The following is a 16,054-nucleotide window of genomic DNA, read 5'->3' on the forward strand; positions in this document are numbered from 1 at the left end:
GGCTGGCTTCACGGCGGATGCGTTCATGCACACTTTGTCCCTTTGAAAGCGGTGAAGACAACCGCGCGGGAGAACGACCATGGCAACGCAGCGTATTATCGACTTCCTCAACACCCGCCGTCCGGACGGTCCTTGCCTCGTCGTCGATACCGACGTCGTGCGCGACAACTATTTGAGCTTCGAGAAGGCTTTACCCTATTCGCGCATCTTCTATGCGGTGAAGGCAAATCCTGCGCCGGAAATCCTGCGCCTGCTCGCTTCGCTCGGCTCGTGCTTCGATACCGCTTCGGTCGCCGAAATCGAAATGGCGCTGGAAGCCGGCGCGACGGCGAACTGCATTTCCTATGGCAACACCATCAAGAAGGAGCGCGATATTGCGCGCGCTTTCGAGCTGGGCATTCGCCTTTACGCGGTCGATTGCGTGGAAGAAGTCGAGAAGGTTGCGCGCGCCGCCCCCGGCAGCCGCGTGTTCTGCCGCGTGCTGACGGACGGTGAAGGCGCCGAATGGCCGCTGTCGCGCAAGTTCGGTTGCGTGCCTGCGATGGCCATCGACGTTCTGCGCCATGCAAAGTCGCTGGGTCTCGATTCCTATGGTGTGTCGTTCCACGTCGGCTCTCAGCAGACGGACCTCACCGCATGGGACCGTGCGCTCGGCGATGCGGCCAAGGTGTTCCGCACCCTTGCCGATGAAGGCATCGTGCTGCGCATGGTCAATATGGGCGGCGGTTTCCCGACCCGTTACCTCAAGGACGTGCCGACCGCGCAGGCCTATGGCATGGCGATCTTCGACGCGCTGTCCAAGCATTTCGGCAACCGCATCCCGGAAACCATCATTGAACCGGGCCGCGGCATGGTCGGCAATGCAGGCGTGATCAAGACCGAAGTGGTTCTGGTCTCGCGCAAGGCGGACAACGACAATGTGCGCTGGGTCTATCTCGACATCGGCAAGTTCGGCGGTCTCGCCGAAACCATGGACGAGGCGATCCGCTACCAGATCGTGACCCCGCATGACGGCAGCGAAACCGAACCATGCGTGCTGGCTGGCCCGACCTGCGACAGTGCGGACGTTCTTTACGAAAAGACGCCGTATCCGCTGCCGGTCTCGCTGACCATCGGTGATGAAATTCTCATCGAAGGCACGGGCGCATACACCACCACCTACTCGGCGGTGGCGTTCAACGGCTTCGAACCGCTCCGATCCTACGTCATCTGATCTTTGGGGCTGGGTACGATCCCGAAAAGCGCGAACGCTTTCCGACCTCGATCATACCTTTGAAAGTCTGAAAGATCCTCTCAATCCGCCCGGTGCTGCAAGGCGTCGGGCGGGGTGTGCTGCTGCCGCTATGCGGGGATAGATGTGATGAACGCAACTCTTGAAATTCAGGAAAACACCGTAACCCTCGTTGCCCCGGCTTTTTCGATCGCGGGCGAGGCGCTGGAGCATGTGCTGGCGCGCGAAGCCTTGCTGGATCGCGCGATGGGTGAAGGCCGCCGCCGCAAGTCATCGGAAAAGCTGCGTCGCGGTCGCCTGCCCGCAGAGGGGCTGGCCTTTGCCGCACTTGGCGAAGACGGAGCGCTCGCAGGCACCGTGCGGCTGTGGGATGTCCATGCCGGGCTCGACGCCTTCGGTTTTCCCGTGCCCGCCTTGCTGCTCGGTCCGCTGGCCGTCGAACCTTCCGCCGCCGGTTGCGGCATTGGTTCGGCCCTGATGCGTCATGCCATCGATGAGGCCATGCGCCTTGGCCATGGCGCGATCCTGCTCGTGGGCGATCCGGAATATTACGGGCGCTTCGGCTTTACCGCTGAAAAGACCGGCGAGCTTGCCATGCCAGGCCCATATGAAAAGCGCCGTTTTCTGGCGCTCGAATTGAAGCCGGGCCATCTGGACGGCGCACATGGTGTCTTGCGCGCCAGCGGGCGCAAAGTGCCGCGCGCCGAGGTGCACGCACGCCAGTCGGCATGAGTTGATCGATAAGATTATACTTCAAATGGAAGAGATTAGAGCATTTCCAGCAAAAGTGTGAAACGTCTACGGGGGGAAATCAGTTCACTGGACTGATTTCTTATCCCGCTTCGACGCGTTGGATAATGCGAGAAAACAAATAGTTAGAGCGGTTCCGGCGTTTCTGTTAGCAGGAACCGCACTAGAGGCGCAGCAGCCGTCCGAAATTGCGGACGGCTGTGATCGCAAGCCCTGCGAGGAAGCCGGCAATCAGCCCGGCGATGACGATCAGCTTGCGGGATGTGCTGGCCGGATCGAGCGGCGGGCGGGCTTCCGACAACACCCTGACATTGGCGGTATTCAGCCCTTCCTGTTCGTTCGTCTCGCGCGAGCGCAGGAGGAAGGCTTCGTAGACGGAGCGGCGCGCGGTCGCCTCGCGCTCAAGCTCACGCAATTTCACCAGATCGCCGCTATTGTTCGCCTGCTGTGACTTGAGCTGCGCCAGACGCGCGGTCAGGTCTTTTTCCTGCTGCACGGACCGCGAGACCTCGACTTGCAGCGAGGAGCGGATGCGCCGCAATTCAGCGTCGATGTCGTTCAGCACTGTGCCCGCCTGCGACTGCGCCTGAATGAGCGCCGGGTGACGGGGGCCAAGCTGGGTGGACAATCCGCTTGCCGTCTGGCGCGCCTGCGCATATTGCGCCCGCAACGCCGTCAGCGTGTTGGATCGCAAATCTTCGGGCAAAGTCCCGGTCACCACACTGTCGGAAGTGGCGTTGCTCAGCACCTGCACACGGGCCTGAAGCCGCATGGTTTCGGCGCGCTGGTTGGTCAGTTGATCGTTGAGCCGCGTCAGGTCGTTATCGCTGATCAGCTTGCCATCGACATTGACGAGATCGTGCGATGCGCGGAAATCAGCCGCTGCGCGCTCCGCCTGTTCGACATTGGCGCGCATGTCTGCAAGCCGGTTCGACAGTTCGTCCGAAGTGCGCCGTGCGGCATCGGATTGCAGCGATGCAAGCTCGCTCTGGAAAACGGTGCTGATGGTGTTCGCAAGCGAGGCTGATTTCTGCGGATCGCGGGTTTTCACCGAGATCGAATAGATGAAGGTCTTGGCGTCGCGCCCGATGGCGATGCTCTTGTGCAGGTTATAGAGAACGCGGGTTTGCAGCGTCTGGCTGTCGCTCGCCTTTTTTGGAGACAAAATATCCTTGATCTGCGCAAACAGTCCAGCAATGCCGGTCGGAACCAGCGTGCCGTTGAATTCGGGGTCTTTTGTCAGGTCCGTCCTGTCGATCACTTTCAGCAGAACACTGCTGGAATCGATGATGCGGGCCTGGCTTTCGGCAACGGCAAGCGACGCATCGGTCGGGAGTTGCCCCGGGGTCAGTTCGTCTCCAACCGTCTTGATGTTGCGCGGATCGACCAGAATATCGGTCGAAGCGACGTACATCTGCGGCAGCGACAATGCATAGAGCGCGGCGACCACACCGCCCAATATCGTGCTGACCAGCAGGAGCCTGCGCGATCCCCGCACCACATCGATGGCGATGCGCGGATCGATCAGCGGTTTCCATTCGGCATCCGAGGCCGGGCGGTCAGCAACAGGATGCTCGCGCATGACGGGTTCGCGGGCTGGCTCGGGGGGTGGAGCGTCAGCCTCGATTGCGATTTTGCGACGTTCGCGTTCCTGAACCTTGCGCTCCAGTTCCGCTTCGATGAGCGCCACGCGTTTTTGCAACTCGGCCACGTCCGCATCGTCCAGTTCTTCCTCGATAACGGGTTCTGGCGTTTCTTGCGCATCATGGTCGTGTTCATGAAAGAACGCAGCGCGTTCATCCGATGTGGCGGGTGGTGTCCATGGCGGTGCGGCTTCGCTATCACAGGGAGCAGTCGGGCGACCGGTGGGGCGACCCGCCGGGCGCACGTCGGAAAATGCGAGAAGAGGTTTCTCAACTCCCGCCTTTCTGCGCCCCTCATGATCGCTCATTGTCGAATTCGTCCGTATCTGTAGCCGTTGCGGCCGTTTCCGGTGCCCGCCGCCGCCATGAAATCCATAAAACAGGGCTTGCACATGCCAAACCGGAATCCGCTCGCCCCAAACCTGATGGCCGAATGTAATTTTTTATAGAAAACAAAAAGTTAAAATAATGTCGGCCTGAGCCGCGAAATGCTCGGCCCTCTTATTTTAGCTTTTGCTTGTCTGCTCTTTGAGCTTGCAAAGAAGAGTTTAAGTCTTTTTAGCTAAATCTCTTTATCTCGCCCCGCTCCAATGGGTCGAACGCACCACGAGACCACGATGGATGAGGCTCTCTGTTGATAGCGAAAGCGCTGCGGAAACTGTCAGGCAATAATGCCGGAATAGTGCGCGATTACCTGTCCCTGTTTTCCGGCTCCGCTGGCAGGCTGGTGGTTTCACTCGTCTATTTCATCGCGCTTGCAAACACGCTGCCGACGGGCGATTTCGGCATATTTGCCACTGCATCAGGCACGGGCGTGGTGCTGTCGCGCATCGTTTCCCTCGGGTTCAGTTCGCCGCTTTACCGCATATCGACAGTGAAGCCGCGCCTGCTCGGCATCTATACGGCGGGCTTTCTCGTCGCCATTCTGATGTCGCTTCCGCTGTTCGCGCTGGCCTCCTGGCTGGTTTACTTCGTCTTTTTCAGCCGCGATATTTCCTTCCTGCCCTTTGCCGTTGTGGTGTTTGCCGAGGCCCTGTTCTGGCGGTCGACGGAAATCGTCATCATCGTCAATAACGGCCTGCGCCGCTTCGGCATATCGGCGGGACTGGTGATTTTCGGCACGGCCACGCGAGCCGTCGCAGCCCTTCTGTTCATGTGGCTGGCAAGCGCCCACGATATCGCGCATTGGGCATGGTGGTATGCGGCTGCAAATGGGGTCGCACTGCTTGCTGCGCTGCGATTTTACCCGTCGATCCGGCTTCGCTTCAGACCATCACTTTATATGCGGCGGCTTTCCGATGCGATTGCCGTGATGGGCGCCGAACTGCTGTTCTATATCCAGGCCGAGCTGGACAAGCTTCTCGTTTTGACTGTCGGCGGGCCTGCGACAGCGGGGCTTTACGCGATCATCATGCGCCTTGTGGACCTTACTGCCCTGCCGGTTCGCTCCTTCAACATGATGCTGGTGCAAAAGCTCATGCGCGCGCCGGACATGCTGTCTTCCTTGCGCATCCGCGCCGGACTGGAGCTTGCGGTCTTCTCCGTCTCGGTGGCAGGTCTCGGCGCGATGGTCGTGTTCCTGCAAATCTTCCCGAACGCACTCGGTTCAAGCGTTGCGCCCATTGTGGGCCTGTTGCCGCTGGTGCTGCTCGTACCCGGTTTCCGCAACCTGATCGAATACCAGACCGAAATTCTGTATGCGCGCGGCCAGTCCGGTCTCAGGACCTTGAGCATGGTGCTGATGACCGCGGCCAAGGCATTCTTCGTCTGGCTGTTGCTGGTGAACTATGCCGACAGTCACGACTGGATTCTGGGGCTCAATATCGTGTTTGGCGGCCTCTATCTGCTGTCGCTGGTTTTCACCTATTCCAGCATCCGTTTGCCAGCTAAACGAATTTGACGTTCACGCTCCGATAATGCGCCGGATATCGTCGACCGAAAGGCCGAGAAAGGACTGCATGCCGATGGCAACCTGATGCGGTTCCATTTCTGCGATGAAGGTGCGGAATTCCTCTTCGCTCGGTGGCGGGGCGAACCATTGCATCCGGCAGAGATCATGCGTGTCGCTGAAATGGCCCGAGCCTTGCAGCACGTCATCGACATAGCGACCATAGATGAAGCATTCAGAAAAGCGTCTTATATTGCCAAGGGCCGCCACCCAATGCTGTCCGGTATGGGCTTCGATCCGCTCGCACATCGAAATCACACTGTCGCGCCGCCATGAAACAAGCTGGCCGATATAGTCGTTAAGCCCGCTTTTGCCGTTTTCGATGCCCAGCAGTTTCGCTGCATTGGCTGCCCAGACCGGATGCTCCGGCCATTCGGGATTGGCGAGCGCATTGGGGCGCACGAAAAGCCGAAGCTGTTCACCTTGCCAGAGTGTGCCGCAGTCGAAGAGGCGCAGAAAGGCCGTGTCGGAATCCGTGTAGAGAAAACCGTCTTCCTCCACGGCAGCGGCAAGCGCGATCCGGCGCAACTGCTGCACATGCCAGCCACGCAGCGGCTTGGTCCGGAGCGAAAGCCAAACCCGCCTGCGCCAAAGATAGGTCGGGTCCCAGAAGGCATGCAGCCAGGAGGGGAGAAGATCGCGCTCATCGATGATGACCCGGTGCGCGCTTTCGAGCTTGCGAAACAGGGCGACATCCTTGCTGTCTACGAGGATGTAGTGCTTCGTGAAACCGCTGACATATTTGTCCACGGTTTCGCAAAGCAGCCTGCAGCGCTCGAAATCCTGATCCCAGCTGGCCGTGACGATTGCGGTTCTCACCGGGGTTCTCCCTTCATCCAGCCTTTGGCGACGCGCCACAGGAATACGGGATTGCCGATGAGATAGCGTTTCGCGAGCCTTCGCGGTTCCTGCAACAGCCGGTGCGCCCATTCCATCTGGATCTTGCGCATCCAGTGCGGCGCGCGCTGCACGCGCCCCGTATGCAGGTCGAACAGCGCGCCGACCGCGCTCGCTATCGTGCAGTGCTCCGCGGTGATATGCTTGTCGATGAAGAGTTCCTGGCGCGGGACGCCCATCGCGACGAGCAATATGTCGGCGTGGAATTCCTTCAATTGCGCCAGAATGCCGTCGAGGTCGGCGGGCTTGAAGAAGCCGTCGGAAATAACGCGATATTCATGGTGGGGTATCTGCTGCCTGAAAAGCTGCGCGGCGTCGGCAGCGACGCCCGGACCGCCGCCGAGAAGTGCAACCTTCAGCGGGCGTTTCATATGCTGCAAGAGCCCCGGAATGAAGTCCGTTCCGTTGAGATTGGCAGGGAATTTGCTCCCATAGGCGACCTTGCTGGCAATATCGACACCCACCCCGTCGGGCAGGATCAGGAAATCCTGCAACGCAGCGCGATAATCCGGGGTTTCGTCCGCAATGTTGGAATTGTTGGCATTGAGCCAGCCTTGCTTCATGAACCGGCCTTCATTGATGCGGTTCTCGAAGAAGGCGAAGGCGCCGTCCCAATCAAAACAGGCGACCTTCACGCCAAGGATGTTCCGGTAGGTTACATTTTCGGTATGCATCATGCCTGGTCCGTCATTCTATTTTCGCCGCGAAGTGCTTGCAGACCGCGGGCAACCGCGCGGTCCATGCCTTCGATTTGTGACCGGGTGAAGGCCTTGCCGTCCAGTCTCTGGCTGTCCCCCGATCTTGCCTTCCCGATCCGTTCGATGATTGCCGCCGCGAAGGCTCGCGGGTCATCGGCAATGGTGCAATTGGCCGGGATATTGCCGATACCGCGCACGGAATGCGTCGTGGCGACGCTTGGCATGCCCAGCTCGAATGTTTCAATGGTTTTCAGCTGCACCCCGGTTCCCGCCCGGCTGATGAGCGGAACAAGCGCCCCGCTTTCCACGAATTCCGTCGCATCCGGCACCTTGCCGACGAAGTTGACGCCAGACCAGGCAGAGACGAGATCAGCGGGTGTGTTGCCTGCAATCGCGATGGAAATATCGCCGGGAAGATGCGGCTTTACCTCACGCAGGAACCATTCCAGCCCGATGCGGTTCGGGTGCCATGTCCATGTGCCGATGAGGGCAAGGTCGTATCTTGCCGGGCGTGGCTGCGCCGCCTGCGTTCCGCCCGGCGTGACGAGCGGCATCGTCGCGAACCGGTCGGGACCAAGTCCAAGCGCCGGCCCGTCATCTTCGGCAAAGGTGAAGACGAAATGCGCCGTTCCGCTGAGGCGGCTTTCCAGTCCTTTGAGAATGCGCGCCTCGCGGGCGAACAGGAATTTCTGAATGAAGCTTCGGGCGTCGGCGGCATTTTCCTCCGCCGAGCGATATTCCACATTATGCGCCACGAAGAGCGACGGCTTGTCCTTGAAAATATCTTCAAACGCGCCGGGCAGGGTCACCCCGTTCAGCACATAGGCATCGAAAGGGCCGATCCGTCCGATGGCCTCGCGCAGTTTCTGCGCTGGAATCACCCGCAACTTCGCCGAGGAGACAGTCAGGCCCGTCAGGAAGGATTTCACCACCCAGCCGATCTTGCGCCGGATGCCAGCGCCTTCGGTTCGCACTTCCACCTCGCCCAGCACGACCGTATCCGCAGCATCGGCTTTCACGCCCGGCCATGTGAAACCAAGCACGGTCACCTTTGCACCCGAACGCCGCAGGCCATCGACCACAGCCGAATTCGCCACTTCATAACCGGTAGTCGGGATTCCATGCGGAACAATCGATGTTACGAAAACAAGGTGAGGGGACGGCAAGTCAGCTCCTGCATATTACGGATCAGCGTTCTCTATGATAGTTTCAGGCTGTGCTTACAACCACGCGGTGAACTTTTCTTTAATTGTTTTTGAATAGGCCCGGTGAAAACATGGGTCGTTAAATATTGGGTGGCGTAATGTCTGTATTACCGGATCATATACAAGTAATTGCTAAAACACCTAAACTTCGTTTCGATGAAGTAGAGGTGGTGGTGACCTTGCCGACATTTCGCCGCCCGGAGCATGTCATCCGCACGCTGGATACGCTCAATGCCCAGGTCACCAGCCGCCGCTTCGCGGTCGTGGTGATCGAAAACGAGGCGGAGGACCGGGAAGGCGCCAAGGTTGCGGCACCACAGTTCGAGGCCGGAAAATATAACGGCATGCTGATCGTGGAATCCCATCGCGGCAACTGCAATGCCTATAATGCAGGCTGGCTGACGGCGACGACCTATTTCCCAAATTTCAAATATGTCATCGTCATCGATGATGACGAACTCGCCGATCCGGCCTGGATCGAAAACATGGTGGCGACCGCCGAGCGCTATAATGCCAGCCTCGTCGGCGGTCCCCAATATCCGATCTTTGAAAAGCCGGGTTCGGAAAAATGGGCACGGCATCCGGTTTTCCTGCCGCACTACAGCAAGACCGGGCCGGTCCCGATCATCTATTCATCCGGCAACCTGTTGATCGCCCGCCCGGTTCTGGAAGCTATCGGCTATCCGTTCATGGACCTGAAATTCAATTTCACCGGCGGCGGCGATTCCGATTTCATCAACCGCTCCCGCGCCAAGGGCTTCACGATTGCCTGGTGCAACGAAGGCATCGTGCGGGAGACTATTCCGGCACGGCGGCTGGAGAGCGACTGGATCACGGCGCGAGGCTTGCGCAACGGCGTCCTGTCGACGCTGATCGAGCAACGCCAGCGCAAGGACGAGCCTTTGGGGCAGGTGCGTGTTTTTTTGAAAAGTCTCGCTCTTTTGGCTTATTCTCCGATCAAGGCCCTGCGGCGCGGCATCGCGGCGCGCTTCGTGCCGGTAGGGACCTATTTCATCCATATCGGGCTGGGCCGCGTCATGGCCCATTTTGGATATCTGAATGAGCAATATCGCAACCCGGACAAGAACTGACGCGCGTTCCGATGTTGCGGCGCAAGCGAACCTGCGGGCGACAGTCCGCACGATTGCGCTCGTTATCGCCACGATAACATTCTGCATTCTGCTGATTTCCTTCCGTCCCTTCAATCCGCTCAGCGCCGCGGCGAGCGGGGATGCGTCGGGCGGCGGCGATGCCATCAACCAGCTCGGTTTCGGCTGTCTCGGAGCCGTGTCCCTGCTGTCGCTTGCCATGTTCGCCGATCCGAAGAAGGTGGCCAAAATCGTCAGCCCCGGCTGGCTGCTGATGTTTGCCTTCCTGTTGGCGTCGGTTTTCGCAAGCCCCGATCCGGCAACCGCGATACGCGGCGTATTGTTGACGATGATCGGCATTCTGACGGTCATTGCCGTCCTCAGCCTGCCGCAGGACGGCGACGCCTATTCGGCCATGCTGGTCACTGTGGCTTCGATCGTCATCGTCGTTTCCTATGCGGGCGTCGTGCTTCTGCCAAATCTCGGCACCCACGGCGCCGACGCGCTGGAACCGCAAAACGCCTATCTCTGGCGCGGCGTCTTCACGCACAAGAACATTGCCGGTCCGGTCATGGCAGCCTTTTCCTTCGCCGGTGTCTATCTGTGGCGGCGCGGCTGGCGGGTGAGCGGATTCCTGATTGCCGTCTCCGCATTGGTCTTCGTCTCGCAGACCGGATCGAAGACGACGGCGGCACTGGTGCCGCTGGCCATGCTGCTCGTGATCACCCCCGGTCTTTTCGGCCTCCGTTTCCTCGCGCCGGTGGCAGTCTTCACGATCCAGTTTTTGCTTGCGCTGTTTACCTTCGGCACGGTCCTGTTCGAGCCGATGCATCAGCTCGTTCTGCAACTCGACGTCGATCCTACCTTTACCGGGCGCACCTCCATCTGGGCCTTTGCGGTGGAAGCGCTGTCCCAGCGCCCCTGGACCGGCTTCGGCTATGAAAGCTTCTGGGGCACACCGATCGCGAAACAGGCCGCCAATCCGTATTATCTCGACTGGGATGTGCGCGGCATCGTGCATGGGCACAATGGTTATCTCGATATCGCGCTGTCGATGGGGATTCCGGCGCTCATCTGCGCCATTTTCGTCATCATCGTCATGCCGCTGGTCAATTACGCGCGCTGCCGCCCGGTGCGGGAAAACCTGCTGCTTGCCGATTTCTTCCTCATGGTCGTGTTCTTCGGAACATTGAACGCCATGCTGGAAAGCTTCTTCTTCCGCCGCATGGACCCGGTCTGGCTCACGCTCGTCTTTGCGATCTTCGGGCTCAGGCTGACCGCGAAAATCATCATCCCGAAACGATAGAGCGGTTCCAGTGAGAACAGAATCGTGGAACCGCTCTATCTCTTTGTTTACACGCATTATCCAACGCAGGACCGTATCGCACTTTTGCTGGAAATGCTTTTAGCCGGAGCCACTTCATGAATATCGCAATTGTCGGGACCGGATTTGTTGCCGACTACTACATGACCACGCTGCGCAATTATCCTGAACTGACGCTGCGCGGCGCCTATGACCGCTCTCCCGATCGGCTGAAGGCGTTCTGCGCGCATTATTCGGTCAGTGCTTATGAGAGTTTCGAAGCAGTCCTCGCCGATCCGGACGTGAAGATCGTCGTCAACCTGACCACGCCCGAAAGTCATTTTGAAATCTCCCATGCAGCGCTTTCGGCGGGAAAGCATGTCTATTCCGAAAAGCCGCTGGCGATGAATTATGACGATGCGGAAGCACTGGTCGCTTTTGCGCGGCAGGCGGGGCTCACGCTCGCGGCAGCTCCGGCCAACGGCCTCAGCGATGCCTATCGTCTGGTGGCAAGCGTAATGAATGGCATCGGCGTGCCGCGTCTTGTCTATGCGGAAATGGAAGACGGGCCGGTATTTCGTGACAAATGGTCAAGCTGGCGTTCGCAGTCGGGAGCGCCGTGGCCCGGCCTGCACGAATTCGAGATCGGCTGCACGCTGGAACATGCAGGCTATGCGCTGTCATGGCTGGTGTCGCTGTTCGGTCCGGTCGAAAGTATCTCGGCATTTTCCGCGATAACCTTTCCGGACAAGGGGCCGGGAACCGAGCATCTGCATATGGCGCCTGATTTCTCGGTCGGCTGTCTCGTTTTCAAGTCGGGGCTGGTGGCGCGTCTCACATCGGGGCTTGCCATGCCCAAGGATCGCAGCCTGACAATCGTTGCCGACAAGGGCTCGATAGTGGTGGACGATCTCTGGGATAATCGTTCGGTCGTCCGTCTTGAACGCACGGAGGAAAAGCGCCGTTTTCTCGCGCGCCTCTTCGGCATCATCGAAATGCGCGTCGGCAAGTTTCTGTCATGGAAACCGACTGTCGGCACAAAGCTGTCCTATCCGAAGGCCGACAAGCGGTCGCTGCCCATGTATCCCTCACAGATCGATTTCGTGCGAGGCGTCGCCGATCAGGCCCGCGCAATCCAGACGGGCGACAAGGCATTCTTTTCTGGCGATGTGGCGCTGCATATCACTGAAATCGCGCTTGCCCTGAACAATGCCGGTGACAATGCGCAGCCTTACAGGATGAGAAGCAGTTTCTAGAGAGCCGATCTCGGCTTTTCTCTCTGAAAATTCAGCTCAGCGCGCATCTTATCCGAGAACCGTTTCACACTTTTCGGGATGCGCTTCTAACCCTTCGACAGCACCTTGCGGATGATGTCGGCAACGGCTGCACTATGGTCGAGCGGCATGATCGCATCGGATATCCGGCCGCTTCGCACCGCATCGCGGACCGCTTCGGCCTGAAACTGCAATCCGTTGCCGGAAAAAGCATAGGTTTCGATGGTGCGGCCCGGCAGGGGCAGGCGGTTCAAGACCTTGCCTACAAATCCCTTGCCGCCATTCGGCCCGAGCGATGACCGCGCGGCAAAGGCAGAAAACAGCGTCAGCCTCTGGGCTTTCAGAAATGGCGCATGGATCAGGATCGTGCCTTTGGTCCCCTCGATCAGCATGCTGTTCTCGCCGTCGCGGTCGAAGCCGCAGGAGAGGCTGGCTGTAGCGCCCCGCCAGCCGAGCTGGAAATCCGTGCGCATGTCGACACCGCTTCTGGCGCGCTGCCAGCGACCGTCCGCATGATCCGGCAAGCCCAGGAAATACAGTGCCAGCGAAACCGGATAGACGCCGAGATCGAACGCAGCGCCGCCGCCAAGTTCCGGGCTGAAGAAGCGGCTTTGCGGGTCATAGGCGCGGATATAGGACAGATCGGCTTCGATGCGCGTCACCGCGCCGATGCGACCGCTGTCGATATGCTTCCTGGCGGCGCGGATCGCTGGCAGAAAGCGGCTCCACATCGCTTCCATGGCGAAGACATTTTTTGCTTTTGCAGCGGCTTCGATCTGCCGTGCGCCAGCCGCATCCAGCGACAGCGGCTTTTCGATCAGGCATGGCTTGCCCGCCGCGATTGCCTGCATGGCCTGCAGCACATGCATCGCGCTCGGAGTGGCGATGTAGATGGCATCGATATCCGGATGGGCAAGAAACGCACCTGAATCGCTGAACGCCTTGTCAGCGCCGATGCGGCGGCGGAAAGCTTCGGCGGTCTCCGCCGCGCGCGAGCAGACAGCGGTGACACGCATCCCCGTGCTTGCCTGAATATCGTCCGCAAAGGCGTTGGCTATCGTGCCAGTGCCCCATATGCCCCAGCGAAAGTCGTTCTTTGCCTGCCTGTCCTGATTCACGTGCTTGCCCCGCAGCTTCATACAGGTGCTATATAGCTCATGTAATGCGGCTAACGAAGTTTCTTTGTCCTGTCAGGATGTCTTTCACAAGGTGGATTTGATGAGCGGATTTGTCGTGGCTGTAGCGCGGGATGGTGAGCATCGTTTTTCCAAACAGGTCGTGCCGGAAATCCGCATCATCACGGGGCATGGCGTCGAAGGCGATGCGCATCAGGGCGTGACGGTGAAGCACCGTTCCCGCGTGCGGGCCGACCCGACACAACCCAATCTGCGGCAGGTGCATCTCATCCATGCCGAGCTTTTCGACGAGCTGGCCGAAAAGGGGTTCGATGTTGCGCCCGCCGACCTTGGCGAGAACATCACCACGCGTGGTGTCGATCTGCTGGGCCTGCCCCAGGGCGCCCTGATCAGGATCGGCGATGAAGTCGTTCTGGAAGCGACCGGCCTGCGCAACCCTTGCTCCCAGATAGAGAATTTCCAGGCCGGGCTTCTGGATGCTGTGCTGGACCGCACTCCCGATGGCGAACTGGTCCGCAAGTCGGGCATCATGACCATCGTTCTTGCAGGTGGCATGGTAAAGGCGGATGACGCGATCACTATCGAATTGCCGCCGCTGCCGCATCACAAGCTGGAACGGGTGTGAAAATCGCGAAACACGGGGTTTTCAGGCCAGCTAACCGATTTAACAAGGCGGTTGTGCAGGCAAAACCGGTGATTTTCGTGACGGGAGGCCTATCAACTTTGCGTCATATGCCCTAGATCATCCCACAATAGGATACAGATTGACATGCGCTGCTGCCGAAATTCGGCGGCGGCCTATTCTTATCGGTTCGGCTTGTCGGCGTTCGATGTTCTGCATGTGTCTAGACGACGGCCGGTCGGTTGCATTTGCGAAGGGCACAAAATGGAAAAAGCAGATATCGGAATGGTCGGCCTTGGCGTCATGGGCTCCAACCTGGCGCTGAACATAGCCGAGAAGGGCTATACGGTAGCCGTCTATGACCGTGATGAGCCTGTGCTGAAAGCCTTCCTCGAAAAGGCTGGCCCGCTGCGCGACAAGATCATTCCTTGCCCCACTTTCGAGGAACTCGCGGCGAATATCCGCAAGCCGCGCCCCATCATCTTCCTCATCAAGGCAGGCGCTCCCGTCGATGCTGAGACCACTCGCCTCAAGGCCTATCTTGAGAAGGGCGACATCATGATCGACGCCGGCAATTCCGATTATCGCGACACGGTGCGCCGCCTGAAGGCGCTCGGCCCCAATGATCCGACCTTTGTCGGCATGGGCGTTTCCGGCGGTGCGGAAGGTGCGCGCCACGGTCCGTCGATGATGGTTGGCGGCACCGAGGAAGCCTATGAGCGCATCGCGCCGATCCTGCTTGCCGCTGCCGCCAAATACAAGGACGAACCGTGCTGTGCGCTGGTGGGGCCCGATGGCGCCGGTCACTTCGTCAAGACGATCCACAACGGCATCGAATATGCCGACATGCAGATGATTGCCGAAATCTACGGCATCCTGCGTGACGGTCTCGGGCTTTCCGCCCCTGCCATCGGCGATGTGTTCGAAAAGTGGAACCAGGGGCCGCTCAACTCCTATCTGATCGAGATCACCGCCAAGGTGTTGAAGGCGACCGATCCGGAAACCGGCAAGGCGATGGTCGACATGATCCTCGATGAAGCCGGCCAGAAGGGCACGGGCCGCTGGGCGGCCATCGAGGCGCAGATGCTGGGTGTTCCGGCAACCGCGATTGAAGCCGCGGTCGCTGCCCGCTCCCTGTCCTCGCTGAAGGCGGCGCGCGCGCTTGCCGCAAAGGCCTACAATCCCGGCCAGCGCAGCCTCGAGATTTCCGATCAGGCAAAATTCCTTGCCGATCTGGAGCAGGGCCTGCTGGCGGGCAAGATCGCCGCTTACGCTCAAGGGTTCGCGGTGATGGAAGCCGCATCGCAGGAGCACGGCTGGAACATTCCGCTTGCCGAAACCGCCCGCATCTGGCGTGCGGGCTGCATCATTCGTTCGCAGCTTCTGGACGATATCGCCCACGCCTTCGAGGACAGCGAAAGCCGCAACCTGCTGCTGGCGCCCGCCTTTGTCGAACGCATGAGCAAGGCTTCCAACGGCCTTCGCCAGATCGTCGCCAAGGCGGCGCTCGCTGGCCTGCCTTTGCCCGCACTGGGCTCGGCGCTCAGCTATTTCGACAGTTTTACGCAGGCGCTCGGAACCGCCAATCTCATTCAGGGCCAGCGCGATTTCTTCGGTTCGCACGGCTTCAAGCGTATCGACAAGGACGGGGATTTCCACGGTCCTTGGGGCGAATAAAATTCGCTGTAATTGAAAAAGCCGCCCAGTGGGCGGCTTTTTTGTAGGTTCTGAAATTCAGACTGCCAGTCTTGCATTCTGCATAGAATATCAGGGTCTATCGGCCTTAATTTCTATCATAGGTTCCGATTTGCAAGCCACATCGATAACATGGTCCAAGCAAACAATCGCGTAATGTTTGGTGCTTGGACTATCTTCAAAATCCCATGTTTTCTTTTCCACAAAATCTAGAAACCGGGATGATTCGTATGTGCGTAACAGTGAGGAGTAATCTTCCGTCTCCTCTGCAAGAGCATGTGTTTCATCTGTTACAGCGTAAAGGATGTATCCCTCAAAAGTTATTTTGAAAGCGTTGCAGGTTTCATCGACAGAGATTGGGAAAACCGGAATATCGCCGCTATCAATCTCGGGCAACCCGGTAGCAATCGGTGTGGATTGTGCTTTGGCTTCTACGACATGGATAAGAAGACTGTGGTCAGGGCCTGTTTCCGCTTTATCAAGATATAGATACTTACATTCATTGAGCTTGGCGCTAGCTGAATATTGATGTTCCATTTCATTTTCATTCGAAAAAGGCAGCAA

The 16,054-nt window shown here is 59.0% G+C and carries 14 protein-coding genes; 8 read left to right on the plus strand and 6 right to left on the minus strand.

Features of this window, described 5'->3' with window-relative positions:
- Positions 1–79 precede the first annotated feature (79 nt).
- Both odc2 and ACS5UA_RS10255 read left to right on the plus strand, forming a co-directional pair.
- On the plus strand, positions 80–1,213 hold the full coding sequence (gene odc2 / locus ACS5UA_RS10250; protein ID WP_443101296.1) for an ornithine/lysine decarboxylase: 1,134 nt from the start codon (positions 80–82) through the stop codon (positions 1,211–1,213).
- 147 nt (positions 1,214–1,360) lie between these two features.
- Positions 1,361–1,963 carry a GNAT family N-acetyltransferase gene (locus ACS5UA_RS10255; RefSeq protein ID WP_112701813.1) on the plus strand — a complete coding sequence of 201 codons (603 nt, stop codon included), beginning with the start codon at positions 1,361–1,363 and terminating at the stop codon, positions 1,961–1,963.
- 181 nt (positions 1,964–2,144) lie between these two features.
- Here the strand turns inward: ACS5UA_RS10255 and ACS5UA_RS10260 are convergent, their stop codons facing one another.
- Complete coding sequence (locus ACS5UA_RS10260; protein WP_112700794.1) at positions 2,145–3,932, minus strand: GumC family protein; 1,788 nt, start codon at positions 3,930–3,932, stop codon at positions 2,145–2,147.
- Between the two features lie 326 nt (positions 3,933–4,258).
- On the opposite strand from ACS5UA_RS10260, the gene ACS5UA_RS10265 reads away from it, so the two are divergent.
- Complete coding sequence (locus ACS5UA_RS10265; RefSeq protein WP_112700795.1) at positions 4,259–5,524, plus strand: lipopolysaccharide biosynthesis protein; 1,266 nt, start codon at positions 4,259–4,261, stop codon at positions 5,522–5,524.
- Between the two features lie 3 nt (positions 5,525–5,527).
- On the opposite strand, the gene ACS5UA_RS10270 is transcribed toward ACS5UA_RS10265, so the two are convergent.
- From ACS5UA_RS10270 to ACS5UA_RS10280, 3 genes are read right to left on the minus strand one after another with little or no spacing between them, the layout of a single operon-like run.
- Positions 5,528–6,391, minus strand: coding sequence for a DUF6492 family protein (locus tag ACS5UA_RS10270; RefSeq protein ID WP_241084270.1), 864 nt, complete (start codon positions 6,389–6,391; stop codon positions 5,528–5,530).
- Positions 6,388–7,146: a WecB/TagA/CpsF family glycosyltransferase gene (locus ACS5UA_RS10275; protein ID WP_112700797.1), complete on the minus strand. Its 759-nt coding sequence runs from the start codon at positions 7,144–7,146 to the stop codon at positions 6,388–6,390. Before ACS5UA_RS10275 ends, ACS5UA_RS10270 begins: the two co-directional genes overlap by 4 nt.
- Complete coding sequence (locus ACS5UA_RS10280; RefSeq protein WP_112700798.1) at positions 7,143–8,333, minus strand: glycosyltransferase family 4 protein; 1,191 nt, start codon at positions 8,331–8,333, stop codon at positions 7,143–7,145. Before ACS5UA_RS10280 ends, ACS5UA_RS10275 begins: the two co-directional genes overlap by 4 nt.
- Before the next feature lie 137 nt (positions 8,334–8,470).
- On the opposite strand from ACS5UA_RS10280, the gene ACS5UA_RS10285 reads away from it, so the two are divergent.
- The 3 genes from ACS5UA_RS10285 to ACS5UA_RS10295 all read left to right on the plus strand — a co-directional run bounded on the left by ACS5UA_RS10285 (position 8,471) and on the right by ACS5UA_RS10295 (position 12,019).
- The gene (locus tag ACS5UA_RS10285; RefSeq protein ID WP_006471419.1) at positions 8,471–9,463 is read left to right on the plus strand and encodes a glycosyltransferase family 2 protein; all 993 of its coding nucleotides are present in this window, start codon (positions 8,471–8,473) and stop codon (positions 9,461–9,463) included.
- Positions 9,432–10,766: an O-antigen ligase family protein gene (locus ACS5UA_RS10290; protein WP_443101297.1), complete on the plus strand. Its 1,335-nt coding sequence runs from the start codon at positions 9,432–9,434 to the stop codon at positions 10,764–10,766. The genes ACS5UA_RS10285 and ACS5UA_RS10290 overlap by 32 nt, the downstream gene beginning before the upstream one ends.
- Before the next feature lie 116 nt (positions 10,767–10,882).
- Positions 10,883–12,019, plus strand: a complete 1,137-nt coding sequence (locus ACS5UA_RS10295) for a Gfo/Idh/MocA family protein (RefSeq protein WP_112700800.1) — start codon at positions 10,883–10,885, stop codon at positions 12,017–12,019.
- Between the two features lie 86 nt (positions 12,020–12,105).
- Here ACS5UA_RS10295 and ACS5UA_RS10300 read toward each other — a convergent pair whose 3' ends face one another.
- Positions 12,106–13,155: a Gfo/Idh/MocA family protein gene (locus ACS5UA_RS10300; protein ID WP_420703418.1), complete on the minus strand. Its 1,050-nt coding sequence runs from the start codon at positions 13,153–13,155 to the stop codon at positions 12,106–12,108.
- 100 nt (positions 13,156–13,255) lie between these two features.
- Here ACS5UA_RS10300 and ACS5UA_RS10305 point away from each other — a divergent pair, with 100 nt between their 5' ends.
- Positions 13,256–13,798 carry an MOSC domain-containing protein gene (locus ACS5UA_RS10305; protein ID WP_112700832.1) on the plus strand — a complete coding sequence of 181 codons (543 nt, stop codon included), beginning with the start codon at positions 13,256–13,258 and terminating at the stop codon, positions 13,796–13,798.
- A gap of 261 nt (positions 13,799–14,059) precedes the next feature.
- Complete coding sequence (gndA, locus tag ACS5UA_RS10310) at positions 14,060–15,472, plus strand: NADP-dependent phosphogluconate dehydrogenase (protein WP_043716704.1); 1,413 nt, start codon at positions 14,060–14,062, stop codon at positions 15,470–15,472.
- A 90-nt stretch (positions 15,473–15,562) separates the two neighbouring features.
- On the opposite strand, the gene ACS5UA_RS10315 is transcribed toward gndA, so the two are convergent.
- On the minus strand, positions 15,563–16,027 hold the full coding sequence (locus ACS5UA_RS10315) for a hypothetical protein (protein WP_112700802.1): 465 nt from the start codon (positions 16,025–16,027) through the stop codon (positions 15,563–15,565).
- Between the last annotated feature and the right edge of the window lie 27 nt (positions 16,028–16,054).

The sequence above is a fragment of the Brucella sp. RRSP16 genome (assembly GCF_052246815.1).
GTDB lineage: Bacteria > Pseudomonadota > Alphaproteobacteria > Rhizobiales > Rhizobiaceae > Brucella > Brucella intermedia.